This window comes from Bradyrhizobium amphicarpaeae (assembly GCF_002266435.3).
Taxonomy (GTDB): Bacteria; Pseudomonadota; Alphaproteobacteria; order Rhizobiales; family Xanthobacteraceae; genus Bradyrhizobium; species Bradyrhizobium amphicarpaeae.
Genome location: NZ_CP029426.2, coordinates 4,837,890 through 4,852,494, shown reverse-complemented (window position 1 = coordinate 4,852,494; position 14,605 = coordinate 4,837,890). Strand labels below are relative to the sequence as shown.

Genomic DNA, 14,605 nt, shown 5'->3' with positions numbered 1-14,605 from the left:
GATTGATGTCGAATTCCGCTGCCTCGGCTTACGCGCGCGTTGCAACGACCACTGCATCTCCTCGCGACATCGAGGCGCAGACCCTGCTCAAGGCCGCGAACAAGCTCCAGGATGCGGTGAACAACGCCGATCCGCTCAGCGAGCAGACCATGCAGGCCCTGATGTTCAACCGCAAGCTCTGGACCATCTTCCTGAGCGAGGCGATGCGCGACAACAATCCGCAGCCGATCGACGTCCGGCAGAAGATCGCCAACATCAGCGTGTTCGTGCTGAGCCAGACCGCCGCGCTGCAGATGAGCCCGCAGTTCGATCACTTCCGTCCGCTGATCGAGATCAACCGCAACATCGCTGCCGGTCTGTCCGGGCGGCCGTGAAGGCGGCTCGTGATCGTCGCATCACGAGCATCCCGGACCTGTTGTTCTTCGGAAACACGAATTTCGCGCTGACCGGCATCGGTCAGACGCAGAGCGTCGTCATCGATCGCGTGATCGTCAGGCGCTGACGTCCGTGCTGAGCGGGCGCGAAGGCTCGGACTTCATATCCAAGGCATGGAAATAGGCCCGTCGGCGCAGCATCGCTTCGTCGGGGAACTGGTTGACCACCGCTTCGGTCTTGTCGTTGACGACCTGGAAGACCATGGATGCGGACGCCTGGTCGAACACGACCTGGCGCGAGACGTTCTCGTGGTTCGGCAGATCGTTGCGCACAGGCGCGCTCGTATCCGCCGCGGCAACCGTCTGGTTCACCGGAAGATCGGTTTGCACAGCCTCGTTCGCCGCCGCATTGGACGTCGTTATGATCTGCACAGGGGCCGGGATCCCCACCGGCCTGATGCTGAAATCTGTACTCATGGCAGCCTCCTGGTTGCCTAACGTGAGTCAAATCCCAACCCCTCTCGTAACGCAACCATGGAACGCCAGGACTGAAGACCCGGTAAGGAAACGTGCCTAACCGCGCGACGATTTCGCCGCGCGGTTTTTCGTAAAATTGTCGCTTGTTCTTGTGCGCGCTCAGCTCAGAGCGAGCGGCTGACCGCGAGCGGCGTGATGTGACGCGGGCCGGGAGCAGCGCGGCGACCCGCGGCCGTATAGGTGTTCGGCACGTTGCGCTTCTGGATCTCGGCATTGACGCCGCGCACGACGCTTTCGGAAACCGCGTGCGCGGTCGCGAGCACGGTGAGATTGACCTGGAGCATCGCGCGAAATGCATCGTGGTGGCGGTGCAGCGTCGAGAGCAGCTCCGGCGCGGATTTCGCGAGCTGCGCCTGGTTCGCCTTCAACTGGCCGACGGCGCCGACATAGTTTCGCGACAGCTCCTGCTTCTTGCTCTCGAGCATCATCGCCTCCCGAACCTGGCCGGCGCGGACGAGCTCGGTCTCGCGCTCGATCAGTCCGAGCAGGGCGCTCATCGCGTCCATCAGGCCCTCGGCGAGCTTGCGCGCCTCGGCATTGCCGGGCGCGGTGTTCGGGCGCTGTTGAATCGGCTGACGTGAGGCGTTGAAATGGTTCATCTCGTTTGACCTTATGCCGAGCGGATCGTTTTCGCCTGCTGCGTGATGAGGGTGCGATAGACGTCGCGGGCAATGCCGACGCCGCCGGCATTGGCGAAGTTCTTGGAATATTGCTCGGTCAGCATCGAGCGCCACACGCCGGTGCCGGGCGTGTCGCCGAACGGGCCTTCGCCCTTCAGGCCCGAGGTCATCTGCGCGAACATGCTGTTGAGGAACATCGCCTCGAAGTCGGTGGCGGTCTTCTGCGCCTTGCTCTGCTGCTTCGGCGAGACCTTTTGCAGCGCGGCAGCGAGCTCGAAGTCCGGCCGGCCGTTGCGGCTCTCGACCGAGAAGGCGGAGGAGGTGGCGAGGCGCGGCGCGTAGGTCGCGTTGGTCTGCATCACATCACCTCGATGTCGGCTTCGATCGCGCCGGCGGCCTTGATCGCCTGGAGGATGCTGATCATGTCGCGCGGACCGATGCCGAGGCCGTTGAGGCCGTCGACGAGCTGCTGGAGCGAGACGCCGTCCTTGACGAGGGCCAATTTCTTGCCGTCCTCGGTGACGGTGACGCTGCTGCGCGGCGCGACCACGGTGCGACCGCGCGACAACGGGTTGGGCTGGCTGACCTGCGGGCTCTCGGAGATGGTGACGGTGAGGTTGCCCTGTGCGACCGCGACGGTTGCGACACGGACGTCGCGGCCCATCACGATGATGCCGCTGCGTTCGTCGATGATGATCTTGGCGGCGAGATCAGGGTCGACCTGGAGCTGCTCGATCTCGGTGAGAAAGGCGACGACGTTGCCCTTGAACTCGGGTGGGACCGAGAGCTGCACCGTCGAGGGGTCGATCGGCTCGGCGGTCTTGACGCCGAGATAGTCGTTGATCGCAGCCGCGATCCGTTTGGCCGTGGTGAAGTCGGCGTTGCGCAGCGCCAGGCGCACGTTCGGCAGCCGATTGAGCGCGAACTCGATCTCGCGCTCGATGATGGCACCGTTGGCGATGCGTCCCACGGTCGGCACGCCGCGCACGATCTTGGCCGCCTCGCCCTCGGCCTGGAAGCCGGAGATCGCGAGCGAGCCCTGCGCCACCGCGTAGACATTGCCGTCGGCACCTAACAGGGGAGTGACGAGCAGGGTGCCGCCCTGCAGATTCTTGGCATCGCCGAGCGCGGAGACGGTGACGTCCATGCGCGTGCCCTGGGTGGCGAAAGCGGGGAGGTTGCCCGTCACCATCACGGCTGCGACATTGCCGGTGCGGATGGTGGCGCCGCGGATGTTGACGCCCATCCGCTCGAGCATCGCCTGCAGCGACTGCTTGGTGAAGGGGATGTTGTTGAGTGTGTCGCCGGTGCCGTTGAGACCGACGACGAGGCCATAGCCGATGAGCTGGTTCTGCCGCACGCCTTCGATATTGGCGAGGTCCTTGATGCGGGAGGTCGCAGCCGCCGGCGCGAGCGACAGCGTCAGCGCCGACAGCGCCGCGCAGGCCACCCCAATCATCCTCACCCAACGAACGCCTGGCATCCTCTGCTCCCCAAGGATCCTCAAAAGGCTCCTCAAATCCTAAGGACCTGCACGACACTCCCATGACGAGCTGGTCCGGCGCTGTCCTTGCGAGGGCTGTGCCAACCCGGCGCGGCAGGGACAGGCCACTGAATAGGTTGACTAAATCTGTTTCGACCGGTGTCAGCTGGCGTTCTCCCTGAGGAGCGAAACTGCCGCCTGTCGGCAGATTTTGCCGGGCCGTTTACCCGCCGTTAACCATAAGACGGCGAAGGTGACCGCATCGATCACCCGGATTCCCTCCGATGCGCATCTACGGACCGAACGGCACGACGCTTGGAACGCCGGCCAGCCAGGCCAGGCGGACCGGCTCCGGCACCTTCGTGTTGCCCGACACCTCGTCGGCACAGGAGACCCGGAGCGCCGCCGCACCGAAGGCCGCCGCCAACATCGACGCGCTGCTTGCCTTGCAGGGCGTCGAGGAGGATCCGGTCGAGCGCCGCAAGCGTTCGGTCTCCCGCGGCAGGACGGCGCTCGACGTACTCGACGATCTCAAGATGGGGCTGCTGTCCGGTAATCTCGACGCCTCGACCGTGATGCGCCTGCGCGATGCTGCGGCGAACCTGAAATCATCCTCCGGCGATCCCGGACTGGACTCGGTGCTGTCCGAGATCGAGTTGCGCGTCGAGGTCGAACTGGCGAAGGCCGGGCAGGCGTAGCTGCTAAATCCGTCACCCTGAGGCGCTTTTCATACGGCGCATGCGCCGTATGAAAAGCCTCGAAGGGCGACGAGCCCGGCTGCTTCATCTCGGCCGTACATCCTTCGAGGCTCCCGGCGCGATGCTTCTGCATCGCGCCACTCGCACCTCAGGATGACGGGTCTGCTACACGTTGGTTACGCTGCTTCCTTCTGCTGCGCGTCGTAGCTGCGCTGGGCGGCGAGAACGTCTTTCAGATTCTGCTCGGCCCAATCGCGCAGCGGATCGACCGCACCGGCGAGCGTCAGCCCGAGCTGTGTGATCGAATACTCCACCGTGACAGGCACGGTCGCGATGGCGTGGCGCCTGAGCAGGCCGTCGCGTTCGAGCGATTTGAGAACCTGGCTCAGCATCTTCTGCGAAATGCCTTCGATCGCGCGGCGAAGCTGATTGAAGCGCATCGGCTCCTCGCGCAGCAGCAGCAGGATCAGCACTGCCCATTTGTCGCCGATGCGATCGAGAATCTGGCGCGTGGGGCAGTTCGCTGCATAGACGTCGGGCTTCATCGTCGGGCCTCGGAATCCGGTTTCGTTGCTTGTGATACGCGTGGCGGTCACCCCCGCGTAATCAGGTAAGCACAAAGTGCTCTCTTAACACCAGCATTCTTTGCGATATCTAGTCACTGTTAGTTACTATAGTAGCAAAGGAGCCATCCATGAAAATCGCAGTTGCCGGCGCATCGGGCCGGGCCGGGTCGGAGATCACCAAGGAACTGTCCCACCGCGGCCATGCGGTCACTGCCATCGCCCGGAACCCCGAGAATATCGCGGCCCTGCCGAACGTCACCCCGACCAGGGGAGACGTGCTCGACCGGGCGGGCCTTGCCAAGCTGTGGGCCGGGCACGACGTCGCCGTGAGTTCCGTGCACTTCCTGGCCAGCGATGCGCAGAAGCTGATCGGCGCGGCGAAGGACGCCAAAGTTGGTCGTTACCTCGTCGTCGGCGGCGCCGGCAGCCTCGAGGTCGCTCCGGGCGTGAAACTGGTCACGACTCCCAATTTTCCGGCCCAATACAAGGCGGAAGCGGAGGCTGGCTCGGCTTTCCTCGACCTGCTGCGGCAGGAAAAGGAGCTGAACTGGACCTTCATTTCGCCCTCGGCCCTGTTCGTCGAGGGGGACCGCACCGGCAAGTTCCGGCTCGGGACCGATCAGCTTCTCGCAGATGCGAACGGCAAGAGCTGGATCACCTTCGCCGACTACGCCATTGCGCTGGCCGACGAGATCGAGCGCCCCGCCCACGTGAAGCAGCGCTTCACGGTCGGCTACTAGGCTTTCGGCCGCCCCCGGCCCCTCCAGGATAAACCTTCCTGTGCAAGGGCTTGGGGGCGCCGATCGGGCGGTGAGGGAAACATTGTCTGTCACAGGTGGCCGCTATATAAGGCCCCGCTCAGCGGACCCCGTTCCGTTGTGCGAGTCGTTGCTTAGACAGATAGGCCGCCCTTGGAAAAGTTGAAAAACTACCGACCGACCGAAAAAGAGCCTTTCATGAACGACCGGCAGAAGGAGTACTTCCGTTTGAAGCTCCTCGCCTGGAAGGATGAGATCCTCAAAGAGTCCAAGCTCACCCTGCAAGCCCTGCAGGAGGAGAACGTGAACCATCCCGATCTCGCCGATCGGGCATCGTCCGAAACCGACCGTGCCATCGAACTCCGTGCCCGCGACCGCCAGCGCAAGCTGATCGCCAAGATCGACGCCGCGCTCCAGCGTATCGAGGACAACACCTACGGCTATTGCGAGGACACCGGCGAGCCGATCTCGTTGAAGCGGCTCGAGGCCCGGCCCATCGCGACGCTCTCGGTGGAGGCGCAGGAGCGCCACGAGAAGCGCGAGAAGGTCTATCGCGACGAATAGAGCCCGAGCCGCAGAGATGCGGCTCTTTTGTTTTGGGATCAAGGCGCAGCTTTGCGTCCTGTTCAGCGTTTTGCCTGTCGCTGGTCGCCGGCGCGCCTTGGCGCGCGGACGCCATCGCGAAAAGTGAATCGCAATCAATGGGCTAGACTCACTTCCTCCGAGCTCACGTGAGTTCGGATGAGAAACAGCCTTCACTTCAGGTGCGGGAGTTTTTGCGAGTCGCATCAACGAGATCGTCGAGTCCGTTGAAGCGTGGATCGAGCTGCATCAAGCATCGCTGCAATCAGGCTTCTTGCGACACCGCGAGGCGTGCATCCCCATAAAGCCTGGACCAGCTCAATATTTCCTTAAACGCCGGCAGCAGGGCGTAGGCCGCATCGGTCAGCTCGTATTCGATCTGCAACGGCCTCGAAGCGAGAACGGTGCGCGACACCAATCCGTCCCGCTGCAGCTCGCGCAATTGCGTGGTCAGCATGTGCTGGGTGATGCCGCCGATCGATCGCCGCAAGGCGCCGAAGCGGACCGCGCCGTTCATCAGCGCGAACAGGATCTCCAGCTTCCACTTGCCGCCGAGGGCATGGATGGCCCGCTTGAACTCGGCGAGCACGGCAGGGTCGGGGCTGCAATCGCAGTCCCCGGGGCTGCAATCGCAGTCCCCGGGGCTGCAATCGCAGTCCACGTCGCAAGTGCTGGTCAGGTTTTCCATACTGGTCTCGAAATCCATTCTACTTGTTGCCCCCGGAGATAGTGACCAGATGCGGCCTTGAGCAGGGGGCGGAGCCAATTCGCCGACCTTCCTGAGCAATGAGGGAATTTGGCAATGAGCACTGTTCTGGTGACCGGCGGGTCCGGCTTCGTCGGCATCCATGTCGTCCTGCAACTTCTCGCCGCCGGCCATCAGGTGCGGACCACGGTGCGCCGGCCGGACCGGCAGGCCGATGTGCTGGCGATGCTCCGCGAGGGCGGGGCGGCATCGCCCGAAAGCCTGTCCTTCTTCACCGCCGACCTCACCGCGGACGAGGGCTGGCGCGAGGCCGTCGCGGGATGCGACTACGTGCTCCATGTCGCCTCGCCGCTCTCGACCAGCGTTCCCAAGGACGAGAACGAGATGATCATCCCGGCCCGCGACGGCACGCTGAGGGTGCTGCGTGCCGCGCGCGACGCCGGCGTCAGGCGCGTGGTCGTCACGTCGTCGCTGGGGGCGATCGGCTACGGCCATCCGCCGCGCGAAAGACCGTTCGACGAGTCCGACTGGACCAATCTGGGCGGCGCCGACGTGCAGCCCTACATCAAGTCCAAGACGCTGGCTGAGCGGGCGGCCTGGGATTTCATTGCGCAGGAGGGCGGCGGGCTCGAATTGGCGGTGGTCAATCCCGCCGGCATCTTCGGTCCGGTGCTCGGGCCGGATTTCTCCGGCTCGATCGAGATCGTCAAATCGCTGCTCGACGGTGCCATGCCGGCAGTGCCACGGGTCCATTTCGGCGTGGTCGACGTGCGCGACGTCGCCGATCTGCATCTGCGGGCGATGATCTCGCCGGACGCGAAGGGCGAGCGTTTCATCGCGGTGTCCGGCGAGACGATGTCGATCCTCGACATCGCCAGGGTGCTGCGGCGGGAACTGGGGCCTGCGGCACGCCGGGTTCCGCGACTGCAGGCGCCGGACTGGCTGGTGCGGCTTGCCGCCAACCGGATTGCGCTGCTGCGTGCCGTCGTGCCGATGCTCGGCAGGGTGCGGCATTCCACCAGCGCCAAGGCGCGGTCCGTGCTCGGCTGGCAGCCCCGTTCCAACCAGGAGGCGATCCTCTCGACCGCCGAAAGCCTGATCCGGCTCGGTCTCGTCAAGGGCTGAGGGCACCCTCGAACTGTTCTTTGGCTCGCGCTTGTCACGCCCCGGCGGGGATGCTGAAGTACCGCCCTCGACTGCGTAGCGTGGGAGGCGGCGCCGATGGACAGGATTCTCGAAGCCGCAAAGGCGATCGCGCTGGCGCGCCGCAACCATGCGCCGCTTGCGGCGCTGGAGCGTCCGCCGGCCGATGAAGCAGAGGGCTATCAGGTTCAGCGCGCGCTGCACGATCTGCTGCTGCCGCATGCCGGTCCGCTGGTCGGCTACAAGATCGGCTGCACCAGCCAGGTGATGCAGGACTATATCGGCATCCCGCACCCTTGCGGCGGCGGCGTATTCCAGAAGGGCGTGCATGACACCGGCGCCAAGCTCGCGGCTGCCGACTATGTCCGGGTTGGCGTCGAATGCGAGATCGCGGTGCGCCTGAAGCGCGACCTCGCCGCCGGCGAGGCGCCGTTCACGGCCGAATGGGTCGGCGAAGCCGTCGAGGCCTATCATCCCGCGATCGAGATCGTCGACGATCGCTACGTGAAGTGGGAGACGATGGGGGCGCCGACGCTGATCGCCGACGATTTCTTCGCCGCCGGCTGCGTGCTGGCTCCGTCGGTTCCGCGCTCGTCGGTACCGGACCTGAAGGCGGTCAAGGGCCGCGCCATCGTCAACGGCGAGGAGGTCAGCCACGGCACCGGCGCCGACGTGCTCGGTCATCCCCACAACGCGCTCGCCTGGCTCGCCAACCATCTCGCCGCCGAAGGCAAGGGCCTTCACGCGGGACAGCTCGTGCTGACCGGCAGCCTGGTCAAGACGCTGTGGCTGAAGGCCGGCGACAAGGTGCGGATGGAACTGGACGGGCTGGGCGTGGTGGAGGCGGAGTTTACGTAGGATCTCTCCATCGTCATTCCCCGCGAAGGCGGGGAATCCAGTACGCCGCGCCGTATCGTCCAATCACCGGCGGCTCGGAATACTGGATCGTCCGCCTTCGCGGACGATGACAGCAGGGCAAAAGTGCGCACCGCCCAAAAATACAGGCGGCCTCCGGCAGGGGAGCTACCGGAGGCCGCGTCGTACATCGTCGTTCGCGCCTAGGTTCGCGAACACGATGTGGGAGCTCGGGAGAAGCTTAGAAGGGCAGCAGCACGTCCATCACTTGCTGGCCGTAGCGCGGCTGCTGCACGTCCATGATCTGGCCGCGGCCGCCATAGGCGATGCGGGCCTGTGCGATCTTGGTGGAATCGATGGTGTTGTCGCTCTGGATGTCTTCGGGGCGGACGATGCCGGCGACGATGAGTTCGCGGATCTCGTAGTTGACGCGGATCTCCTGCTTGCCTTCGACCACGAGATTGCCGTTCGGCAGCACCTGGGTGACGACCGCGGCGACGTTGGTCTGCAGGGCTTCCGTGCGGTTGACCGAGCCCTTGCCGTCGCTGGAGGCGGAGGAGTCGGCGGTGAGGATGCGGCCGGGCAGCACCTTCTGCGCCTGCACGCCGAGGGTCTTCCCGCCGATGAAGTCGGTGATGCCGGAATCTTCCGAATTGGTGCGGCTGCGCTGGGTCTCGTTGGCGATGTTGGCCTTGTCCGTGATGTTCACGGTCACGGTCAGGAGGTCGCCGACCTGGCGGGCGCGCTGGTCCTTGAAGAAGGCGCGGCTGCCGTTGCGCCACAGCGAGTTCGGATTGTAGGAGGCGACTTCCGGCTTCGGCATCGGCATCTGCACCGGCTTGTAGCCCGGCTGCGCCGTCGGATTGTCGATCGCGGACAATTTCGGCTGCTCGCCGATCTGCGACAGGCGGTCGATCGAGGAACAGCCGCCCAGCGCGCAAGAGGCCAGCAGCAGGGCGGAGATCGCGATGCGACGAAGACGGTAAGCCGAACTGAAAGCGGACATGACGAACTCTTACTTGGCTTGAGCTTGCGAGGCGCGAGCTTGCGGGATCTGGGCTTCTGCGATCTGGGCCGGCGAGGCGGGAGCCTGCACAAGGCTCCGAAGGAGGGCAGCGGTGTCGACCGGGGCCGGCGCCTCGTCCCGCTTGAGCGAGGAAGTCTGCTCGACTGCGGGTGCCATCGGCGCGGATTGACTCGCGCCCTCGATCGTCACCTGGCCGCGGCCGGTGACGGTTCCGGTCAGCGTCCGCTTGGATTGCACATTGAGCACGCTCACCGTGTCGCCCTCGGCGCCGCTCTCGATCGCTTTGCCGCGCGAGGTGAGATAGAGGCCGGGCACCTTGTAGATGATGGTGACGCTCTGGTCGCGCACCACCAAATCGGGCTTGACCATGTCGGCGGCACGCAGCGGCGTGCCCGCGCGCATCGGCCGGCGCAGCTGCATGCCGATGCTGCGGTCGCGCGAGGCGGGCTCGCCGGTGACCTCGGCTTTCGGCCGGCGCTCCAACACGATGTCGGAGGATTTCAGCAGATCGAGACGGTCGATGTCGCGCGTCAGCACGGCCACTTCCACCGTCTCGACCGCGTTACCGGTGAAGCGCAGCTTGGTCGGGACCGGGCTGCTGTCGTTGGCAATCTCGAAGGCGATGTCGAACCGGCCGCTGCGGGCATCGAAGCGGGTTGCGACCGGCTGCAGCGCGCCGGAGTTGGAGGCATCCAGCCGCATCTCGGCGACGCCGCGGTCGAAGGTGACGGTGATGTTGGCGGCGTCCCCGAGGCCGAAGCGGCGCTCGAGCGCCGAGGCGACCGCGGTTTCGAGATCCTTGTTCGCCAGCGTACGGGCGAGGCGGGTGACCTGGACCTCCTTGAGGTCGCCGGTCATGACGCCGATCACCTGCTTGGCGCGGAGCACCGACAGCACCTGGCCGACCGTCAGCGTGCCTGTCGTGCCGAGGTCGGGCGAGCGGTAGACCGGGATCTGCGCGGCCGATCCGGCATTTTCGATGAGATCGCCGACCCGCACGACGTCCGACGTCACGGTGACGCTGGCGCGCAGCGTCGGCGAGGCGATGAAATCGTCCGCGGCCGCTGCCGGCAAGGCCAGCGCGAGCAGGACGGAGAGGGTGGCGAGGGTGGTGCGGATCATCGTCATCACCTCAGCGGAACAGCGCCGTGGTCGATTGCATCATCTGGTCGGCGGCGCTGATCACCTTGGCGTTCATCTCGTAGGCGCGCTGCGCGGCGATCAGGTCGCTCATCTCCGAGACGACGTCGACATTGGCCTGCTCGAGGCTGCCTTGCGTGATCTTGCCGTAGCCTTCGGAGTTCGCGGTGCCGTCCTGCGGCGGGCCGGACGAAGGGGTCTCGGTGAACTGGTTGCTGCCGACCGGCTGCAGGCCGGCCTTGTTGATGAAGCGGGTCACGCCGATCTGGCCGACGATCGAGGACGTCGACGAGCCCGGCAGCGTCACCGAGACCTGGCCCTGCTCGCTCACCGAGATGCCGGAAGCGTTGTTCGGGATCGTGATCGTCGGCTGCACCGGGTTGCCCTGGGCAGTGACGACGCGGCCCTGATTGTCCATCTGGAAGGTGCCGTCGCGGGTGTACTGGTAGGTGCCGTCGGGCATCAGGATCTTGAAGAAGCCTTCGCCGGACATCGCGAGGTCGAGATCGTTGCCGGTCTGCGACAGCGTGCCCTGCGTCATGCTGCGCGGCGTGCCGACGGTCTTGACGCCGCCGCCGATGTCGACGCCGACGGGCAGGATGGTGCCCTGGTCCGAGGCCTGCGCGCCGACGCGGCGGACGTGCTCGTAGATCAGGTCCTGGAACGCCGCGGTCTGCTTCTTGAAGCCGGTGGTGCGGAGGTTGGCGATGTTGTTGGAGATCACCTGAACGTTGAGTTCCTGTGCCGCCATTCCGGTCGCTGCGGTGTGAAGCGCCTGCATTTCAGTTCTCCCTCAATCAGGCCGGAACGTCGGCGAGCTTTTCGATCGCCGATTTGTGGAGGTCGCTCTGCTGCTGGAGCAGGTTGGCGATGGCGGTGTAGCTGCGCATGACTTCGACCATGCGGGTCATCTCGCCGACCGAATTCACGTTGGACTTCTCGATATAGCCCTGGCGCACGGTGGATTTGGCATCGGGCTGCTGGGTGGCGGAGCCGGCGGAATAGAGATTGGCGCCGAGCTTGGTCAGCTTGGTCGGATCGTCGAACGAGGCCATGCGGATCTTGCCGCGGATCGAGTCGGTCTTGGCGGTGCCTTCGAGCACCGTGATGGTGCCGTCCGGCGAGACGTTGATGTCGTGATCGGTCGGCTGGAAGGTGATCGGGCCGCCGGTGCCGAGCACCAGATTGCCGTTCGAGGTCACGAGCTGACCGGTGCTGTTGAGCGAGAACTTGCCGTCGCGCGTGAACATCTCGCCGCCATTGGCCTGCACGGCGAAATAGGCGTTGCCGTCGATCGCCATGTCGAGCGGGTTGCTGGTCGCCTCCATCGCTCCCTGGCCGATGTCGCGGTAGGTGCCGCGGTCCTGCACATAGGAGACACGGCGGTCAGCGCCGACGAAATTGTCCTCGCGCGCGTTCGAGTTGAGGAATTCCTCGAACAGCGAATGGTCGGCCTTGAAGCCGTTGGTGTTGGCATTGGCGACGTTGTTGGCGACGACATCCATCTGCCGTTCCAACGTCATCTGCCGTGACAAGCCGATCAGAAGCGCGTTCTGCATCGGAAATCTCCCCTGAGCGGATCTGCCATTTCGCTCTCCCAAGCGCCGTGGCGGACCCCGTGAACGAGACCGTCGGGTTCTCCCAAACCGTTCGGTCTCGCCCCTTTCTCAGCGAAAGCCGTGCCAACTTGAAAATTTATGTAATTTCAGTGGCTTGATTGTTTTCGAAGGGCTTCGGAGGGCGGCAGAAAGGTTCTGTTAGCCATGTCTGCCCGGCAGATTTTTCCTAGTGGAAGCCCAATCGAAAGGTTCCGTTAACCATTATTACCGTAGCGTTTGCATGAAGAGGAGCGCATCGCGCCGGGGCATTTGTATCGCGTCATTGTCTTCAGGCTCTGCTCTTTCGACCCCTTTCAGAGATTCGGGCGCGGCGACCATGGCAGAGAATGAAGCGGAAGGCGGCGCAGCCGCCGAAGGCGCGGAAGCGGCTCCGCCGAAGAACAAGCTGAAGCTCATCATCATGGCCGTCGGCCTGCTCGCCGTGCTCGGCGGCGGTGCTGCGACCTGGTTCTTCTTCTTCCGTCACGGCGCCGACGAGCATCATGCCGAGGCCGCACCGCCGCCGAAGCCGCCGTCCTTCGTCGACGTTCCCGACATCATGGTCAACCTCGCCGGCGCGCCCGGCGAGCGCGTGCAATATCTGCGGCTGAAAATCGTGCTGGAGCTGAAGGAAGAGAAGCAGATCGAGGCGATCAAGCCGACGATGCCGCGCGTCACCGACATCTTCCAGACTTACGTGCGCGAACTGCGCCCCTCCGACCTCAACGGCTCCGCCGGCATCTTCCGCCTCAAGGAGGAGCTGACCAAGCGCGTCAACGCGGCGGTTGCTCCGGTGCAGGTCAGCGCGGTGCTGTTCAAGGAAGTCGTGATCCAGTGACGGCTTGCGGAAGGTAACGGGCTAGCGTCATGGCCGGCAACGAGCAAATGGACCAGGATGCGATTGCCGCCCAATGGGAGGCATCGCTCGATTCCGAGGATCCCGCCGAGGCCGCGAAGGCTGCGGCCGAAAACGAGCTATCGGAGACCATGGCCCTGCAATGGGCGGCCATGGTCGAGGACGGCAGCCGCGATCTCGGCACCGGCAAGAACTCCGGCGAGCGGGTGTTGTCGCAGGAGGAGATCGACAACCTCCTGGGCTTCGCCGTCGGCGACGTCACCCTCGACGACCATTCCGGCATTCGCGCCATCATCGATTCGGCGATGGTCTCCTACGAGCGTCTGCCGATGCTCGAAATCGTCTTCGACCGCCTGGTGCGGTTGCTGACGACGAGCTTGCGCAATTTCACCTCCGACAACGTCGAAGTCTCGCTCGACCGCATCACCTCGGTGCGCTTCGGCGACTACATGAATTCGATCCCGCTGCCCGCCGTCCTCACCGTCTTCAAGGCCGAAGAGTGGGACAATTTCGGCATGGCTGTGGTCGATTCCAGCCTGATCTACTCGATGATCGACGTGCTGCTCGGCGGCCGCCGCGGCACCAGCCAGCTCCGCATCGAGGGGCGGCCCTACACCACGATCGAGACCGAGCTGGTCAAGCGGCTGGTCGAGGTGGTCATGGCCGACGCCGAGCAGGCATTCCGGCCGCTGTCGCCGGTGACCTTCACGATCGACCGGCTCGAGACCAATCCGCGTTTCGCCGCGATCAGCCGTCCCGCCAACGCCGCGATCCTGGTGCGCCTGCGCATCGACATGGAAGACCGCGGCGGCAACATCGAGCTGCTGCTGCCTTATGCGACCATCGAACCGATCCGGGGCGTCCTGCTCCAGATGTTCATGGGCGAAAAGTTCGGCCGCGATCCGGTCTGGGAAGGCCATTTCGCCACCGAGATCAACCAGGCCGAGATCGCCGTCGATGCCGTGCTCTATGAGGCCGACATTCCGCTCAAGCAGCTGATGCGGCTGAAGGTCGGCGACACGCTGCCGCTGGACATGCGCGCCGACGCCAACGTCACCGTGCGCTGCGGCGACGTCACGCTGACCGAGGGGCGGATGGGCCGGGTCGGCGACCGCGTCGCGATCCGCGTGACGAAACCCTTGCGCAAGCCAAGTACGACACTTGCGATGTTCGAGAAGGTGGACGAGCAGAACAAGATGATGGAGGCCCCATGAACCACTCCCTGGGAATGGCGATCGAGACGCTGGTGGCTATCCTGCTGATGCTGACGATCTTCTACTGCGTCATGCTCAACAAGCGGCTGACGCGGCTGAAGGCGGACGAGCATTCGCTGAAGGCGGTGATCGGCGAGCTGATCACCGCGACCGAGATCGCCGAGCGCGCGATCGGCGGGCTGAAGCTCGCCGTGCGCGACGTCAACGAGAACCTCGGCAGCCAGCTCGCCGCGGCGACGCAGATGTCGGATCAGCTCCACAAGCAGCTCGGCGAAGCCGACAACGTGGTGCGGCGGCTGTCCAAGATCGCGATCGCCGCGCGCCCCATGACGAACCCGGAACCGGTTGCCGCGCCAGCAGCCAAGCCCTCGACGGCGAAGGCGGTGGCGGCTGCGGCCGAAGCCTTCTCCGAACGCCGACGATCCAACGGCATTGCCGCATAAAGTCA

The 14,605-nt window shown here is 64.9% G+C and carries 20 protein-coding genes; 10 read left to right on the top strand and 10 right to left on the bottom strand.

Translation table 11 applies throughout. The features are described from left to right. Positions 1 to 5: 5 nt before the first annotated feature. Both flaF and CIT40_RS22925 read left to right on the top strand, forming a co-directional pair. A complete protein-coding gene (gene flaF / locus CIT40_RS22930; protein ID WP_008554779.1) occupies positions 6 to 374 on the top strand; it encodes a flagellar biosynthesis regulator FlaF in 369 nt (122 codons plus the stop codon). After that, on the top strand, positions 371 to 502 hold the full coding sequence (locus tag CIT40_RS22925) for a hypothetical protein (RefSeq protein WP_283810030.1): 132 nt from the start codon (positions 371 to 373) through the stop codon (positions 500 to 502). Before flaF ends, CIT40_RS22925 begins: the two co-directional genes overlap by 4 nt. On the opposite strand, the gene CIT40_RS22920 is transcribed toward CIT40_RS22925, so the two are convergent. The 4 genes from CIT40_RS22920 to CIT40_RS22905 all read right to left on the bottom strand — a co-directional run bounded on the left by CIT40_RS22920 (position 492) and on the right by CIT40_RS22905 (position 3,014). Then, a complete protein-coding gene (locus CIT40_RS22920) occupies positions 492 to 851 on the bottom strand; it encodes a hypothetical protein (protein WP_094895729.1) in 360 nt (119 codons plus the stop codon). The two genes, CIT40_RS22925 and CIT40_RS22920, sit on opposite strands and share 11 nt — an antisense overlap. A gap of 164 nt (positions 852 to 1,015) precedes the next feature. Next, complete coding sequence (locus tag CIT40_RS22915) at positions 1,016 to 1,510, bottom strand: hypothetical protein (RefSeq protein WP_094895728.1); 495 nt, start codon at positions 1,508 to 1,510, stop codon at positions 1,016 to 1,018. Between the two features lie 11 nt (positions 1,511 to 1,521). Continuing rightward, positions 1,522 to 1,890 carry a flagellar assembly peptidoglycan hydrolase FlgJ gene (gene flgJ, locus CIT40_RS22910; protein WP_094895727.1) on the bottom strand — a complete coding sequence of 123 codons (369 nt, stop codon included), beginning with the start codon at positions 1,888 to 1,890 and terminating at the stop codon, positions 1,522 to 1,524. After that, positions 1,890 to 3,014: a flagellar basal body P-ring protein FlgI gene (locus tag CIT40_RS22905; protein ID WP_094895726.1), complete on the bottom strand. Its 1,125-nt coding sequence runs from the start codon at positions 3,012 to 3,014 to the stop codon at positions 1,890 to 1,892. The genes flgJ and CIT40_RS22905 overlap by 1 nt, the downstream gene beginning before the upstream one ends. 284 nt (positions 3,015 to 3,298) lie before the next feature. Between CIT40_RS22905 and CIT40_RS22900 the strand changes: the two genes are divergently transcribed. Next, complete coding sequence (locus tag CIT40_RS22900) at positions 3,299 to 3,712, top strand: flagellar assembly protein FliX (RefSeq protein WP_094895725.1); 414 nt, start codon at positions 3,299 to 3,301, stop codon at positions 3,710 to 3,712. A 176-nt stretch (positions 3,713 to 3,888) separates the two neighbouring features. Here CIT40_RS22900 and CIT40_RS22895 read toward each other — a convergent pair whose 3' ends face one another. Next, positions 3,889 to 4,257: a winged helix-turn-helix transcriptional regulator gene (locus tag CIT40_RS22895; protein WP_094895724.1), complete on the bottom strand. Its 369-nt coding sequence runs from the start codon at positions 4,255 to 4,257 to the stop codon at positions 3,889 to 3,891. Between the two features lie 149 nt (positions 4,258 to 4,406). Between CIT40_RS22895 and CIT40_RS22890 the strand changes: the two genes are divergently transcribed. Both CIT40_RS22890 and dksA read left to right on the top strand, forming a co-directional pair. Further along, positions 4,407 to 5,018 carry an NAD(P)-dependent oxidoreductase gene (locus CIT40_RS22890; RefSeq protein ID WP_094895723.1) on the top strand — a complete coding sequence of 204 codons (612 nt, stop codon included), beginning with the start codon at positions 4,407 to 4,409 and terminating at the stop codon, positions 5,016 to 5,018. A gap of 216 nt (positions 5,019 to 5,234) precedes the next feature. Further along, on the top strand, positions 5,235 to 5,600 hold the full coding sequence (dksA, locus tag CIT40_RS22885) for an RNA polymerase-binding protein DksA (RefSeq protein WP_008554760.1): 366 nt from the start codon (positions 5,235 to 5,237) through the stop codon (positions 5,598 to 5,600). A 283-nt stretch (positions 5,601 to 5,883) separates the two neighbouring features. Here dksA and CIT40_RS22880 read toward each other — a convergent pair whose 3' ends face one another. Next, positions 5,884 to 6,324 carry a winged helix-turn-helix transcriptional regulator gene (locus CIT40_RS22880; protein WP_162307623.1) on the bottom strand — a complete coding sequence of 147 codons (441 nt, stop codon included), beginning with the start codon at positions 6,322 to 6,324 and terminating at the stop codon, positions 5,884 to 5,886. Positions 6,325 to 6,420: 96 nt separating this feature from the next. Between CIT40_RS22880 and CIT40_RS22875 the strand changes: the two genes are divergently transcribed. Both CIT40_RS22875 and CIT40_RS22870 read left to right on the top strand, forming a co-directional pair. After that, positions 6,421 to 7,449, top strand: a complete 1,029-nt coding sequence (locus CIT40_RS22875) for an SDR family oxidoreductase (RefSeq protein WP_094895722.1) — start codon at positions 6,421 to 6,423, stop codon at positions 7,447 to 7,449. 96 nt (positions 7,450 to 7,545) lie between these two features. Then, positions 7,546 to 8,325 carry a 2-keto-4-pentenoate hydratase gene (locus CIT40_RS22870; protein ID WP_094895721.1) on the top strand — a complete coding sequence of 260 codons (780 nt, stop codon included), beginning with the start codon at positions 7,546 to 7,548 and terminating at the stop codon, positions 8,323 to 8,325. Positions 8,326 to 8,563: 238 nt separating this feature from the next. Here CIT40_RS22870 and flgH read toward each other — a convergent pair whose 3' ends face one another. Genes flgH through flgF form a run of 4 tightly spaced genes read right to left on the bottom strand, consistent with a single transcriptional unit; the run spans position 8,564 to position 12,048 of the window. After that, the gene (gene flgH / locus CIT40_RS22865) at positions 8,564 to 9,328 is read right to left on the bottom strand and encodes a flagellar basal body L-ring protein FlgH (protein ID WP_094895720.1); all 765 of its coding nucleotides are present in this window, start codon (positions 9,326 to 9,328) and stop codon (positions 8,564 to 8,566) included. Positions 9,329 to 9,337: 9 nt separating this feature from the next. Beyond that, entirely contained in the window at positions 9,338 to 10,471 is a 1,134-nt protein-coding gene (gene flgA / locus CIT40_RS22860) for a flagellar basal body P-ring formation chaperone FlgA (protein WP_162307622.1), read from the bottom strand. A gap of 10 nt (positions 10,472 to 10,481) precedes the next feature. After that, entirely contained in the window at positions 10,482 to 11,270 is a 789-nt protein-coding gene (gene flgG, locus CIT40_RS22855; RefSeq protein ID WP_091965437.1) for a flagellar basal-body rod protein FlgG, read from the bottom strand. A 16-nt stretch (positions 11,271 to 11,286) separates the two neighbouring features. Then, a complete protein-coding gene (gene flgF / locus CIT40_RS22850; RefSeq protein WP_094895718.1) occupies positions 11,287 to 12,048 on the bottom strand; it encodes a flagellar basal-body rod protein FlgF in 762 nt (253 codons plus the stop codon). Between the two features lie 376 nt (positions 12,049 to 12,424). Here flgF and fliL point away from each other — a divergent pair, with 376 nt between their 5' ends. Genes fliL through CIT40_RS22835 form a run of 3 tightly spaced genes read left to right on the top strand, consistent with a single transcriptional unit; the run spans position 12,425 to position 14,600 of the window. Then, positions 12,425 to 12,925, top strand: coding sequence for a flagellar basal body-associated protein FliL (gene fliL / locus CIT40_RS22845; RefSeq protein WP_094895717.1), 501 nt, complete (start codon positions 12,425 to 12,427; stop codon positions 12,923 to 12,925). A 29-nt stretch (positions 12,926 to 12,954) separates the two neighbouring features. Beyond that, a complete protein-coding gene (gene fliM, locus CIT40_RS22840; RefSeq protein WP_094895716.1) occupies positions 12,955 to 14,157 on the top strand; it encodes a flagellar motor switch protein FliM in 1,203 nt (400 codons plus the stop codon). Then, positions 14,154 to 14,600: a DUF6468 domain-containing protein gene (locus CIT40_RS22835; RefSeq protein ID WP_094895715.1), complete on the top strand. Its 447-nt coding sequence runs from the start codon at positions 14,154 to 14,156 to the stop codon at positions 14,598 to 14,600. The genes fliM and CIT40_RS22835 overlap by 4 nt, the downstream gene beginning before the upstream one ends. Positions 14,601 to 14,605 lie beyond the last annotated feature (5 nt).

Coding starts and splice junctions, on each gene's coding strand:
- flaF (WP_008554779.1), top strand. CDS start 6: ATGTCGAATTCCGCTGCCTCGGCTTACGCGCGCGTTGCAACGACCACT.
- CIT40_RS22920 (WP_094895729.1), bottom strand. CDS start 851: ATGAGTACAGATTTCAGCATCAGGCCGGTGGGGATCCCGGCCCCTGTG.
- CIT40_RS22915 (WP_094895728.1), bottom strand. CDS start 1,510: ATGAACCATTTCAACGCCTCACGTCAGCCGATTCAACAGCGCCCGAAC.
- flgJ (WP_094895727.1), bottom strand. CDS start 1,890: ATGCAGACCAACGCGACCTACGCGCCGCGCCTCGCCACCTCCTCCGCC.
- CIT40_RS22905 (WP_094895726.1), bottom strand. CDS start 3,014: ATGCCAGGCGTTCGTTGGGTGAGGATGATTGGGGTGGCCTGCGCGGCG.
- CIT40_RS22900 (WP_094895725.1), top strand. CDS start 3,299: ATGCGCATCTACGGACCGAACGGCACGACGCTTGGAACGCCGGCCAGC.
- CIT40_RS22895 (WP_094895724.1), bottom strand. CDS start 4,257: ATGAAGCCCGACGTCTATGCAGCGAACTGCCCCACGCGCCAGATTCTC.
- CIT40_RS22890 (WP_094895723.1), top strand. CDS start 4,407: ATGAAAATCGCAGTTGCCGGCGCATCGGGCCGGGCCGGGTCGGAGATC.
- dksA (WP_008554760.1), top strand. CDS start 5,235: ATGAACGACCGGCAGAAGGAGTACTTCCGTTTGAAGCTCCTCGCCTGG.
- CIT40_RS22880 (WP_162307623.1), bottom strand. CDS start 6,324: ATGGATTTCGAGACCAGTATGGAAAACCTGACCAGCACTTGCGACGTG.
- CIT40_RS22875 (WP_094895722.1), top strand. CDS start 6,421: ATGAGCACTGTTCTGGTGACCGGCGGGTCCGGCTTCGTCGGCATCCAT.
- CIT40_RS22870 (WP_094895721.1), top strand. CDS start 7,546: ATGGACAGGATTCTCGAAGCCGCAAAGGCGATCGCGCTGGCGCGCCGC.
- flgH (WP_094895720.1), bottom strand. CDS start 9,328: ATGTCCGCTTTCAGTTCGGCTTACCGTCTTCGTCGCATCGCGATCTCC.
- flgA (WP_162307622.1), bottom strand. CDS start 10,471: ATGATCCGCACCACCCTCGCCACCCTCTCCGTCCTGCTCGCGCTGGCC.
- flgG (WP_091965437.1), bottom strand. CDS start 11,270: ATGCAGGCGCTTCACACCGCAGCGACCGGAATGGCGGCACAGGAACTC.
- flgF (WP_094895718.1), bottom strand. CDS start 12,048: ATGCAGAACGCGCTTCTGATCGGCTTGTCACGGCAGATGACGTTGGAA.
- fliL (WP_094895717.1), top strand. CDS start 12,425: ATGGCAGAGAATGAAGCGGAAGGCGGCGCAGCCGCCGAAGGCGCGGAA.
- fliM (WP_094895716.1), top strand. CDS start 12,955: ATGGCCGGCAACGAGCAAATGGACCAGGATGCGATTGCCGCCCAATGG.
- CIT40_RS22835 (WP_094895715.1), top strand. CDS start 14,154: ATGAACCACTCCCTGGGAATGGCGATCGAGACGCTGGTGGCTATCCTG.